Origin of the sequence: Aurantimonas litoralis, assembly GCF_026153195.1 — a bacterium.
GTDB classification, from domain to species: domain Bacteria; phylum Pseudomonadota; class Alphaproteobacteria; order Rhizobiales; family Rhizobiaceae; genus Aurantimonas; species Aurantimonas coralicida.
This window is the reverse complement of the sequence record NZ_JAPFBM010000008.1, coordinates 110,518-122,425: the sequence shown is the minus strand read 5'-3', so window position 1 is coordinate 122,425 and position 11,908 is coordinate 110,518. Positions and strand designations below refer to the sequence as shown.

At 66.4% G+C, this 11,908-nt stretch carries 10 protein-coding genes and 3 tRNA genes; 3 read left to right on the top strand and 10 right to left on the bottom strand.

Annotation, left to right across the window (positions count from 1 at the left end; all coding sequences use genetic code 11):
• Positions 1 to 149 precede the first annotated feature (149 nt).
• The 3 genes from tuf to N7I30_RS15870 all read right to left on the bottom strand — a co-directional run bounded on the left by tuf (position 150) and on the right by N7I30_RS15870 (position 1,672).
• Positions 150 to 1,325, bottom strand: coding sequence for an elongation factor Tu (tuf, locus tag N7I30_RS15880; protein ID WP_060577032.1), 1,176 nt, complete (start codon positions 1,323 to 1,325; stop codon positions 150 to 152).
• A 161-nt stretch (positions 1,326 to 1,486) separates the two neighbouring features.
• Positions 1,487 to 1,560 (bottom strand) — tRNA-Gly (locus N7I30_RS15875).
• A gap of 27 nt (positions 1,561 to 1,587) precedes the next feature.
• Positions 1,588 to 1,672 (bottom strand) — tRNA-Tyr (locus N7I30_RS15870).
• 263 nt (positions 1,673 to 1,935) lie between these two features.
• Here N7I30_RS15870 and rlmB point away from each other — a divergent pair.
• Positions 1,936 to 2,790 (top strand): 23S rRNA (guanosine(2251)-2'-O)-methyltransferase RlmB, encoded by an 855-nt coding sequence (rlmB, locus tag N7I30_RS15865; protein WP_498640073.1) that lies wholly within the window; start codon positions 1,936 to 1,938, stop codon positions 2,788 to 2,790.
• 252 nt (positions 2,791 to 3,042) lie between these two features.
• Here rlmB and N7I30_RS15860 read toward each other — a convergent pair whose 3' ends face one another.
• Together N7I30_RS15860 and N7I30_RS15855 are read right to left on the bottom strand one after the other, a co-directional pair.
• Positions 3,043 to 3,756 (bottom strand): hypothetical protein, encoded by a 714-nt coding sequence (locus tag N7I30_RS15860; protein ID WP_498640071.1) that lies wholly within the window; start codon positions 3,754 to 3,756, stop codon positions 3,043 to 3,045.
• Positions 3,757 to 3,936: 180 nt separating this feature from the next.
• Positions 3,937 to 4,011 (bottom strand) — tRNA-Thr (locus tag N7I30_RS15855).
• 157 nt (positions 4,012 to 4,168) lie between these two features.
• Here N7I30_RS15855 and N7I30_RS15850 point away from each other — a divergent pair.
• Entirely contained in the window at positions 4,169 to 4,942 is a 774-nt protein-coding gene (locus N7I30_RS15850) for an NAD kinase (protein WP_498640069.1), read from the top strand.
• Positions 4,943 to 4,969: 27 nt separating this feature from the next.
• On the opposite strand, the gene N7I30_RS15845 is transcribed toward N7I30_RS15850, so the two are convergent.
• From N7I30_RS15845 to N7I30_RS15835, 3 genes are all read right to left on the bottom strand, one after another.
• A complete protein-coding gene (locus N7I30_RS15845; RefSeq protein ID WP_498640067.1) occupies positions 4,970 to 6,109 on the bottom strand; it encodes a DUF2336 domain-containing protein in 1,140 nt (379 codons plus the stop codon).
• 159 nt (positions 6,110 to 6,268) lie between these two features.
• Positions 6,269 to 6,889, bottom strand: coding sequence for a flavin reductase family protein (locus tag N7I30_RS15840; protein ID WP_024351206.1), 621 nt, complete (start codon positions 6,887 to 6,889; stop codon positions 6,269 to 6,271).
• 2 nt (positions 6,890 to 6,891) lie between these two features.
• A complete protein-coding gene (locus N7I30_RS15835; RefSeq protein ID WP_498640065.1) occupies positions 6,892 to 7,476 on the bottom strand; it encodes a nitroreductase family protein in 585 nt (194 codons plus the stop codon).
• A gap of 162 nt (positions 7,477 to 7,638) precedes the next feature.
• Between N7I30_RS15835 and N7I30_RS15830 the strand changes: the two genes are divergently transcribed.
• Positions 7,639 to 8,796 carry an RgsD C-terminal domain-containing protein gene (locus tag N7I30_RS15830; RefSeq protein WP_029703308.1) on the top strand — a complete coding sequence of 386 codons (1,158 nt, stop codon included), beginning with the start codon at positions 7,639 to 7,641 and terminating at the stop codon, positions 8,794 to 8,796.
• A 36-nt stretch (positions 8,797 to 8,832) separates the two neighbouring features.
• On the opposite strand, the gene N7I30_RS15825 is transcribed toward N7I30_RS15830, so the two are convergent.
• On the bottom strand, positions 8,833 to 9,687 hold the full coding sequence (locus tag N7I30_RS15825) for a 1-acyl-sn-glycerol-3-phosphate acyltransferase (protein WP_491391030.1): 855 nt from the start codon (positions 9,685 to 9,687) through the stop codon (positions 8,833 to 8,835).
• Between the two features lie 103 nt (positions 9,688 to 9,790).
• Positions 9,791 to 11,767 (bottom strand): threonine--tRNA ligase, encoded by a 1,977-nt coding sequence (gene thrS / locus N7I30_RS15820; protein WP_491391029.1) that lies wholly within the window; start codon positions 11,765 to 11,767, stop codon positions 9,791 to 9,793.
• Positions 11,768 to 11,908 lie beyond the last annotated feature (141 nt).

Sequence of the window (11,908 nt, the reverse complement as noted above, 5' to 3'; positions counted from 1 at the left end):
CCATGGGCGGCGGAGTAGATCTCGCCGGCCCTGCCCGCTCCGGCTCAGCCGCGAGCGCCTCCGGCACCGCAAACGCAAACGGGCCCCGCGAAGGGGCCCGTCAACTTCAGCATATCGGGGCGGCGCGGCGTTGCGCGCCTGCCGGCAGACTACTCGATGATCGAGGCGACGATGCCGGCGCCGACGGTGCGGCCGCCTTCGCGGATGGCGAAGCGCAGCTTGTCTTCCATCGCGATCGGCACGATCAGCGTCACGTCCATCGTCACGTTGTCGCCCGGCATCACCATCTCGGTGCCCTCGGGGAGCGTGCACACGCCGGTCACGTCCGTCGTGCGGAAGTAGAACTGCGGACGGTAGTTGGTGAAGAACGGCGTGTGACGGCCACCCTCTTCCTTCGTCAGGATGTAGGCCTCGGCCATGAAGCGCGTGTGCGGCTTCACCGAACCCGGCTTGCACAGGACCTGACCGCGCTCGACGCCTTCACGATCGACACCGCGAACCAGCGCGCCGATGTTGTCCCCGGCCTGGCCCTGGTCGAGCAGCTTGCGGAACATCTCGACGCCGGTCACCGTCGTCTTCTTGGTGTCGCGGATGCCGACGATCTCGACTTCCTCGCCGACCTTGACGATGCCGCGCTCGACGCGGCCGGTCACGACCGTGCCACGACCCGAGATCGAGAACACGTCCTCGATCGGCATCAGGAACGGCTGGTCGACCGGACGCTCCGGGGTCGGGATGTAGGCGTCGACTTCCTTCATCAGCTCACGCACCGCGTCCTCGCCGATCTCCTTGTTGGAGTCCTCGAGAGCGGCCAGCGCCGAGCCCTTGATGATCGGAATGTCGTCGCCCGGGAAATCGTAGGACGAGAGCAGCTCGCGAACCTCGAGCTCGACCAGCTCCAGCAGCTCGGCGTCGTCGACCTGGTCGACCTTGTTCAGGAACACCACGATCGCCGGCACGCCGACCTGGCGGGCCAGGAGGATGTGCTCGCGGGTCTGCGGCATCGGGCCGTCGGCGGCCGAGCACACCAGGATCGCGCCGTCCATCTGGGCGGCACCGGTGATCATGTTCTTCACGTAGTCGGCATGGCCCGGGCAGTCGACATGGGCGTAGTGACGGGCTTCCGTCTCGTACTCCACATGCGCCGTCGAGATCGTGATGCCGCGCGCCTTCTCTTCCGGCGCCGCGTCGATCATGTCGTACGCGCGGTACTCGCCGAAGTACTTCGTGATCGCCGCCGTCAGCGACGTCTTGCCATGGTCAACGTGACCGATCGTGCCGATGTTCACATGCGGCTTGTTGCGCTCGAATTTGCTCTTGGCCATCGTCGGCTCCCAACTTAGCGGATGCGTGAGTCCGGGCGCGACATAACGAGTGCGGCGGCCAATGACAAGCGCTGCGCAAACGTGCCGGACACAAAGACGCCGCACGCGGGCACGCACGGTTTGCTCAGCACAACGGATCAGATCGGGAAATGCGGGAGGTCTGGAGCGGGTAGCGGGAATCGAACCCGCATATTCAGCTTGGAAGGCTGCTGCTCTACCATTGAGCTATACCCGCGCCTTCGCATCTGCGTTCGACCGGCAGTGGTGGAGGGAGTTGGATTTGAACCAACGTAGGCATAGCCAACGGATTTACAGTCCGTCCCCTTTAACCACTCGGGCACCCCTCCGGACTGCCGTCGAAGCATGCAGGCGCTTGGCCTGGCTGCTGGAAGCGTTCGGCGCGGGACCGAGCGTTTCCGAGCGGCCTTATGATGGCCTTGGCGCCATCTGTCAACGCCGAATGGCACTGGAAATCGCATCGAATTTCACCCGGCGCCGATCATCACCGCACGAAACCGGTTGTCCCACCCTTTGCGCCCCCTGCGACGCAAGCCGAGCCGCGCGGGGATCGCCGCTTTCTTCGCATCGCCGGGTGGGATAGAGAGGCCGCATGAGCGACGATACGCCTTCGGGCACCCCCAAGGACACCCATTACGCCACTCTCCGGCGTGCCCACCGCGACCGCAAGCGCGCCGATGGTGGCGCGGCGCCTGCTGGCGCCCCCAGGCGGCGACCGCAGCCCGGGCGTCCGGCGCCAGCCGGACGGGTGCGCCTTTACGGCATCCATACCGTCGCGGCTGCCCTGAACAATCCCCGGCGGAAGCTTTACTCCCTCCTCGTGACGCGCAACGCCCTCGCCCGCCTGGAGATCGCCGAAGACGCGATTCGCTGCCCGGTCGAAATCGTCGAGCCGAAGCGCCTCGATGCCGAACTCGGCGGCGAGGCCGTGCATCAGGGTGTCATGCTGGAAACCGAGCCGCTGCCGGCGATCCGCCTGAGCGACCTCGGCACGGCCCGGCTCGTCATCGTCCTCGACCAGGTGACCGACCCGCACAATGTCGGCGCGATCCTGCGCTCGGCGACGGCCTTCGGCGCCGATGCGCTGGTGACCACGGCGCGGCACTCCCCGCAGGAGAGCGGCGTTCTCGCCAAGGCCGCCTCGGGCGCGCTCGAACACGTCACCCAGATCGAGGTGGTCAATCTCGCCGATGCGCTCAGCGCGTTGTCGAAGCAGGGCTTTCGCACCATCGGTCTCGATTCGGACGGCCCGGACTCCTTCGAGGCGAGCCTTTCCGGCGAGCGCATCGCGATCGTCCTCGGCGCCGAGGGCAAGGGCCTGCGCCAGAAGACGCAGGCGACGGTCGATGCCCTCGCCCGGCTGGAAATGCCCGGCGCGATCCGCTCGCTCAACGTCTCCAACGCCGCCGCCATCGCGCTCTACGCAACGCGGCGCCATCTCGGCTGAGCGGACGTTCGCTGTTTTGGATGAATGGTGCCGGATGAGGGGATTGAACGCCCGACCTTCGGTTTAGGAACAGGCGAACACTTCAGCGTAGGGCCCAGTTCGGCTATGTCGTGCGAGGCTGAGCGTTTGCGATGATTACCGCCGCGTGGTTCCGGACGCCCGCAGAGGGGGCAATTCGCTAAGTTGGCGCCGAACCGTCGCATTTGAGCGGCTGCCAAGGATATGAGGGCCATAGGCCGAGGATTGGGCAGTCTACTCGATGCCGCAGGTTTCCAGTAGTTTGTTCGCCGCCTTTGTGGAACCGGCTGCTGATGCGGTTACCGAGAATTTCGCGTCGGTGATCGGAATTTGCAGTCCAAGCAATACATCGCGCCGAGCCTTGGCGATATCCGCCACCAATTTGGCCACTTCGGCCGTGTCGTTCGATACGAAACCAAGGTAGTCCTCATTGTGGCGATAAGACGTGGCATCGAACCGATGTCCCTCCCCGCTATCTACCTTTGCGACAATGATACCCGGGACGCCTGAAGGTTTTTCCTCACTCTTGAAAATTAGAGCAAAAGACAGCTCCCGGTCCGCATCACATCGGAAGAACGCTCCTTGTGAGCGTGTCGCGACCGAAATCATTGTTGCCGTCTGATTGCCGGTGAATACGTCTTCCTCGGTGGTCGTGAACCACGCTTGGGCAGACGCCGCAGTACATGTGCTGACAAGTGCCAGAGCTGTGAGTTGTGCACGCAAGTCAGAAATCTCCCGCCCTAAATTGCAGCTTGCAATTGAGCGCCCGAGCTTGCGCAGGTCAAGACGGACATTGATTACTGCACCGGTCTTACTGGGTTTCGGTAAGAGAACGAAAGGGTACGCCACGGGGCGCCCTTTTTTAGCGTCGCGAAGGTCCCGCCCCTTCGGTGACACCCAAGCCGGCCGAAACGGGCTGCCGCATCGGCACTGAAGCTTGCGCGTCATGGCTTACGCCTTCGCCTACCCTCCCTGCTTTGCCTACGGAGTACCCCGATAGCCTCGGCGCCCGTCCGTTATTTCACGGGGAGCTGCGGAGAGTAGCGTTCCCCCAGCAAATCAAGGGAGCCGATCGGATCGTTTACACGACATAAACTCGGGCGACTTGACGCTAAGCGTTTGCAAAGCTGGTGCCGGATGAGGGGATTGAACCCCCGACCTTCGGTTTACAAAACCGCTGCTCTACCGCTGAGCTAATCCGGCGCGGCTGCGCCATAGCATATCGATCGGCGATTTGCAGCGGGATTTTCGGCCGCGTGCGGACCATGGCCGCGCTTGGCGTGCGGCTCCGGACGGGTTACGTCCTCAGGGGACCCGCGCGCCTCGCCGCCTCATGCCTTCAGAAGTGCCGATCCCGTCCATGTCACGTCTGCCCCAGTCCATCAGCTTCCTGGCCAGCGAGGCCGAACCCGCGCAGGAAGCGGCCCAGCGTCTGTCGGCGCTCTATGGCAACGACCGCCCGGAGACCGCCGAGATCATCGTCGCGCTGGGCGGCGACGGCTTCATGCTGCAGACGCTGCACCGGTTCATGAATACCGGCACCCCGATCTACGGGATGAACAAGGGCACGATCGGCTTCCTGATGAACGACTATCGCGAGACGGGTCTGCGCGAGCGTCTAGCCGAGGCGGTGGAAAACACCATCCATCCGCTGACGATGACCGCGACCGACGCCGAGGGCGAGACCCACAGGGCCCTGGCGATCAACGAGGTCGCCCTGTTCCGGCAGTCCTACCAGGCTGCCAAGCTGAGGATCACCATCGATGGTCAGGTGCGGCTGGAAGAGCTGGTCTGCGACGGCGTGATGGTGGCGACGCCAATCGGGTCGACGGCCTACAATCTGTCGGCCCAGGGGCCGATCATTCCGGTCGACGCGCCGCTCCTGGCGCTCACCCCGGTCAGCGCCTTCCGCCCCCGCCGCTGGCGCGGAGCGCTCCTGCCCAACCACCAGACGGTGGAGATCACGGTGCTGGAGCCGGAGAAGCGCCCGGTCAATGCGGTGGCCGACGCGACGGAAGTCAAATCGGTCCGGCACATCACCATCTGCGAATCGATGGACGATACCGGCCTGATCCTGTTCGATTCGGATCATTCCTGGGACGAGCGCATCCTGGCCGAGCAGTTCCGCTACTGACGCATCGGCGCTAATTCTCGCTGCAGCCTATGCGGCGAGCTGGCGGGCGTGCTGTCGCGCGGCCTCGCGGCTGGTTTCGCCGGCAAGGCGATGGAGGAAGCGCATGATCTCGTCGAAGCCCGAATCGCCCTGCGAGGCCGGGAACGAGCCGGCGACCCGCTGCATGACGACCTGCGGCACGTCCTCGACCGCCACGGACAGGCGTCCGGTGGCAAGTTCACGCCATACCGAGACGGCGCAGCGAAACAGCGGCGCCGAAGCGACGGGAAGCCCGGCCGCCGTCATCAGCGTGCGGAAGGCGCTCTGGCGGCCATCGGCGAGAATCGTCCGCACGCGGCGGTCGGACATGGCCGAGAGCCGCACGAGCGCGGCGGCGAAGAGATCGATATTGCCGGTGCAGACCGTGCGCAGCAGGAAGGCGACGTTGAGCTGGCCGCTGGCGCGCAGATGCTCGACCAGCGCCGGCACTTCGGCCTCGCCGATATTGTCGGCCAGGAGCGCCGTCGCCCGTTCGCAGGCTTCGAAGGCCAGCCGGTCGGCGCGGTCGCCGCCAACGAGGTTGCGCAGCATGGGCAGTTCCGCCAGCGCCTGCCCGGTCCGCAGGATCAGGGTCTGGCGCACGGTCGACGGCAGGTCGTCCCGCGCCATCAGCGCGCCGCGCAGCGCGGCGACCTCGCCATGCCGCTCGGAGATCCGACGGTAGCTGATGCTGGCGATCCCGGCACCCGGATTGCCGAGCAGCGTGATGCATGTGTCGGATGCGGCGAGTTCCGCCAGGGCGGCCGCGACCCGAGCCGAGACAAGGCGGCGCGCGGCGATGGCGCCCCGCAGGGCCTCGGAGCCGGTGGCGACGAGATCGATCAGGTCGTCGTCGGAAAGGGCCGGCGAGCGGCCCGCCACGATGCAGGCGATGCTGTCATTGTCCTCGCAGAGCGCGCGCAGGACGGCGCGCGGCGCCCCTCGCCCGTCGGCCAGTTCCAGCGCCATTGCCTGGCGCACCTTCGGCGAGGGATCGTCGAGCATGAGCATCAGGGCCGCGTCGGCGCCCGGCCGCTCCTCGGCGGTGATGCGCCCGTCGAGCAGCGCGCGCGAGAGGATTGCGGCGCCTTCGGCCCGCTGCGTGCTGGTCGCCGTCTCACACCATTTGACGAACCGCTGAACGATCATGGAACTGGCGACCTCTGCTGCGCACCCGACTGTTGAAAGCGAGTGTGTCAGGCAAAGGTTTAGGCTTCGTTCACCATATCGATCGACGAAGCATCAACCATGTCGGCAGGTCGCGCCCCCGCGACCGGTCCGTCGCAGGGGCGCGTTTCGGCGTCGCGGTCAGCTGTCGCTGGCATCCTCCAGCGTCGGCCGGCGCATCTGGAACACCTCGTCCGCGACGGCGTAGTCGAGATAGCCGAGCCGCGACAACGGGCGGGCGAGACCCATGTCCAGCATGCCGTTCCGCAGCACCGATTCGGCGATGTGGATGCCGACGACCTGCCCGATGACCATCACCCAGTCCGACGGCTTGCCGTCGACATCTACCGGCTGGAACGATTGCGTGACCTTGCATTCGAGCGCTGCCGGGCTCTCGGCGACGCGCGGCGCGGCCACGAGGCGGCACGGCGCCTCGGTCAGGCCGGCCAGCTCGAACTCGCTGCGACCGCGCGGTGCCGGCGCCGAGGTGCGGTTCACCGCCTCGGCCAGATCGCCGGTCGCCATGTTGGCGACGAACTCGCCGCTCTCGATGGCAAGGTTGGCCGAATCCTTGAAGCCGGCCGAGGCGAACATCACCAGCTTGGGATGGTCGCTGACCGCGTTGAAGAAGCTGTAGGGCGCGAGATTGACCGCGCCGTCCTTCGCGCGCGTCGAAATCCAGCCGATGGGCCGCGGGGCGACGATGGCCTTGAAGGGATCATGCGGCAGTCCGTGATCGCCGCGCTCGGGTTCGTAGAACAGCATCAGCCCGCCTCCCTCGCCCGTGCCTCGGTGACGATGTCGGCGAGGTCCGGCCGCGGACGTTCCGTCGGCGCCTCCTGCGGCGTGCCGACATGCACGAAGCCGACGACCTTCTCGTCCGCGCCTATGCCGAGAAGCGCCTTGGCGTCCTCGTCATAGGCGATCCATTCCGTCACCCAGTTGGCGCCGTAGCCATGCGCATGCACCGCGGTGACGAGGTTCATCGCCGCCGCGCCGGCGGACAGCACCTGCTCCCAAACCGGGATCTTCACATGCTCGCGGGCCGTCGACACGATTCCGATGACGAGCGGGCTGCGGCTGAGCCGGGTCGATTCGGCGCGCTGGCGCGCCTCGCTCAGCGGTGCGCCCTCGCGCTCCTCGGCCAGTTCGGCGAGCGCCTTTCCCAGGTCGATCGCCGCGTCGCCGCGGTAGAGGATGAAACGCCACGGCGCCAGCTTGCCGTGATCGGGAACGCGCGATGCGATCTCTAGAATCTGATCGAGCTCGGCCCCTTCGGGGGCTGGCGCTGCGAGCAGCGGAATCGGGATCGAGCGCCGGGTGGCGAGGAATGTCGTCGTGTCGGTCAAGGCAGCGTCCTTACGTGATGGCGCGTTCCAGCTAGCCCCTGGCGGCCGCCAGATCAAACGGGCCCCGCCGCGCGAAACGGCGGATCGGCGCGGCGAATTCGCCGTGGCATGAGCATTCGCCTTGAATTCGTCCATCATCTGGGGTCATGAGAGACGGGGTTTATGAAAGCAGGGGTCTGGTTCGTGGCGGTCGATGCCCGTCTTGTGGCGATCATCAGTTCGATAGTGGTCGCGACGAGTCCGGGGCTGGCGCAGGATATCCCGATTCCGTCGCTGCTCGATCGCGGGGGCGGCCTGTTCGGCGGCGAGCCGCGCAAGCCGGGCGCCTATGTCTCCCCTTCCGCCAGCGAATTGCTGCCCAATGCCGCGGATGTGGGCGCAGCGCCGACCCGCGGCCTGCAGCGCTTCGACCCGATCGCCCTGCCCGTCGCACCCGGCATTCCGAAGGCGCCGAAGATCGAGCTTCCGGGTCTGCCCGCCTACGCGCCGCAGAACATGCCCAGCCAGGACATCATCCGTTCGCGCGCGACGCTGACCCTGAAGGCGCGGCTGACCGAGGACGGCGAACCGATCCCCAACGGGCTCGTCTGGCGGCTGTTCTCGGCCATTCCGGCCATCGACGGACGCGCGACGCTGATCGCCTCGTCCGAAAGCAGCGAAGCGAATTTCGAGGTCCCGGCCGGGTCCTACATCCTGCATGTCGGCTTCGGCCGCGCCGGGGTCGTGAAGCGGATCGACTTCACCGGCGTGAAGACGCAGGAAACCATCACGCTGAATGCCGGCGGCCTGCGGCTGGACGCCATGGTCGGCGACGGCCAGACGATCGAGCCGGCCCGCCTCTCCTTCGACGTCTACAGCGACGCCGAGAACGAGAGCGACCGCGACCTGATCGCCAGCGACGTGCCACCCAACAAGGTGCTGCGGCTGAACGCCGGCACCTATCACATCGTGTCCAGCTACGGTTCGGTGAACGCCTCGGTGCGCGCCGACATCCGGGTCGAGCCCGGCAAGGTCACCGACGCGACCCTGCAGCACCGCGCCGCCCTCTTGACGATGAAGCTGGTGCGCGAACCCGGCGGCGAAGCAATCGCCGATACGGCGTGGTCGGTAACCACGGCCTCGGGCGATCCGGTGCGCGAAAGCGTCGGCGCGTTTCCGTCGATGGTGCTGGCCTCGGGCGACTACGTCATCGTCGCCCGCAACAACGACAAGGTCTACCAGCGGGCCTTCGCGGTGGAACCCGGCCAGAACACCGATGTGGAAGTACTGACTTCGGATCTCGCGGAGACGCCGGACCCGCTTGCCGGATCGGGCGACTAGCCCCGATCGATCATTCCCTTCGGTCTGACGTGTGGGTCAGGCGGCGATCGGTTCGAACGCCGACTGTGGCTGGGCGGCCGGCCGCGCCAGATTGAACACGGCCTGGCGCAGGCGCTCGGTCAGTAGCCGTCGGTCGCCGATGGCGGACAATTCCCCGGATGTGATCAACGGCCCGATGCTGAGGTCGATGGACCGGCCGTATCTGCGCCGGAACTCGCCGATCAGCAGCCCGACGCGAAGCGTCATCGACCAGCGGCTGACGAGATGGAACAGCGGCCCGTTCTGGCCGTGGACATGGATCGGCAGAACGGCGGCGCCGCCCGACCGGATCAGCCGCGCCGTGAACTGCTTCCAGGGCAGATCGGCTGCCTCGCCGAAGATCTTCGGCGCCGTGGCCACGCCGCCGGCCGGGAAGACGACGATGGTCGTGCCCTCGGCCAGGAGCCGCATCGCCTCGACCCGGGTCGCCATGTTGGCTGCCATCGCCGCGCGCGTCTCCTCGAAGGAGACCGGCAGCCCATAGGCGGCCATTTCGGGGATCTTCATCAGGTCGGCATTGATGAGGATGCGGAATGGCCGGCCGAGTTGTTCGGCCAGGGCCAGAAGCGCAACGCCGTCGCCGATCCCGAAGGGATGGTTGGCGACCATCACCAGACGTTCGGGCAGTGTTGCCGGGTCCGGCAGGCGGCCCTCGATCCGCAGGCTGATCCGCATCAGATCGAGCATCATGCCGAAGGCCGGCACGTCGCCGGATGCGAGGTGGCGCTGCCAGACCGCATAGAGCCGGGCGAGCCGGCGGCGGCCGGAGAGTTCTTCCATGGAGCGGATGGCGAGGCGCCGGACGAGCGTGTCCGAGGGACGGGCGTAGGTCAGATGGGTCGTGGTTCGCATCGGCCGGCCATGAACGGTTTCCCCGTCCCTAGCCGACGACCGATGACAGGCCGATGACGAAAACGGGCCCCGGATCGGCTCCGGGGCCCGTCGAATGTCCGTCTCAGGCTACCTTGCGGCGTGCCTTCTGGCGGCGCTTCAGGTCCGGCGGCACGGCCTCGTCGGCGAGCGCCGCGACCGCGTCGTCCAACGCCATCGGCGTCTGTTCGCGCGCGCCCAGACGGCGGATGTTGACGGTCCGCTCCTCGGCCTCGCGCTTGCCGCAGACCATGATCACCGGGACCTTGGCCATGGAGTGCTCGCGGACCTTGTAGTTGATCTTCTCGTTGCGAAGATCGGTCTCGACCTGCAGTCCGGCCTGACGCAGCTCCTCGGCGACCTGCAGCGCATAATCATCGGCTTCGGAGGTGATCGTCGCCACGACGACCTGCAGCGGCGACAGCCACAGCGGCAGATGGCCGGCGCAGTTCTCGATCAGGATGCCGATGAAGCGCTCGACCGAGCCCAGCATCGCGCGATGCAGCATCACCGGTGTCTTCTTCTCCGAATCGCGATCGATGTAGAACGCGCCGAAGCGGCCCGGCAGGTTGAAGTCCACCTGGTTGGTGCCGACCTGCCATTGCCGGCCGATCGCGTCGCGCAGGGTGTACTCGTATTTCGGGCCGTAGAACGCCCCGTCACCCTCGGCGACCGCCGTGGTGATGTGGCCCGCGCCCTGCTCCTCGATGATGGCGAGAACGTCGCGCATCGAGGCTTCCGCCTTGTCCCACAATTCGTCCGACCCGACGCGCTTCTCGGGCCGCGTGGACAGCTTCACCAGCACGTCCTCGAAGCCGAAATCGCGATAGATCGACAGGATCAGATCGTTGATCTTCAGGCTCTCGGCGGTGATCTGCTCCTCGGTGCAGAAGACGTGGGCGTCATCCTGCGTGAAGGCGCGCACACGCATCAGCCCGTGCAGCGCGCCGGACGGCTCGTAGCGATGCACGGCGCCGAACTCGGCGATCTTCAGCGGCAGGTCGCGATAGCTCTTCAGCCCGTGCTTGAAGATCTGCACGTGCCCCGGGCAGTTCATCGGCTTCAGCGCGAAGACCCGCTCGTCCTCCGTCTCGGTGACGAACATGTCCTCGTGATATTTCTCCCAGTGCCCGGAGGTCTCCCAGAGCGAGCGCTCGAGGAGCTGCGGCGCGTTCACTTCCTGGTAGCCCTCGGCCTCCTGGCGTCGGCGCACATAGGAGACGAGCGTCTGGTAGAGACGCCAGCCCTTCGGATGCCAGAACACCGTGCCCGGTGCGTCCTCCTGGAAATGGAACAGGTCCATCTCGCGGCCGAGCCGCCGGTGGTCGCGCTTCTCGGCCTCTTCCAGCATGTGGAGATAGGCCGCGAGCTGCTCCTTGGTGGCCCAGGCGGTACCGTAGATGCGCGTCAGCATCGGATTGTTGGAATCGCCGCGCCAGTAGGCGCCGGCCACCTTCATCAGCTTGAAGGCGTCGCCGATCTGGCCGGTCGCCGCCATGTGCGGACCGCGGCAGAGGTCGAACCAGTCGCCCTGGCTGTAGATCTTCAGGTCCTGGCCCTCGGGAATCGCGTCGACGAGCTCGACCTTGTAGGCCTCGCCCTTCTCGGCGAAGACCGCCTTCGCCTTGTCGCGCGACCAGACCTCCTTGGTGAAGGGCGCGTTGCGGCGGATGATCTCGGTCATCTTCTTCTCGATGACCGGCAGGTCGTCCGGCGTGAACGGCGTGTCGCGGGCGAAATCGTAGAAGAAGCCGTTCTCGATCACCGGGCCGATCGTGACCTGGGTGCCCGGCCACAATTCCTGCACCGCCTCGGCCATGACGTGCGCCGCATCGTGGCGGATCAGCTCCAGCGCACGCGGGTCGTCGCGGGTGATGATCTCGATCGCCCCGGCACGACCGACCGGGTCGGCCAGGTCGCGGACCTCGCCGTCGAGCGCATAGGCGACGGATTTCTTGAGAAGCGATTTGGAGATGCCGCCCGCGATGTCCCGGCCGCTCGTGTCGGCCTCGTATTCGCGCACGGATCCATCGGGGAAGGTCAGGGAAACGGCGTTCGCCATCATGTATCTCTTTCGTTCCAGTCCCGCCTACGATCGCGGGTGGTTGCTGTGACCGGCAACGGCCGGCCGAACGGTGGCAGTCGGGTACGATTGCTCAAGGGGTTCGGGCGGGATATATTTGGATGCGGCGTTCCGATGCAA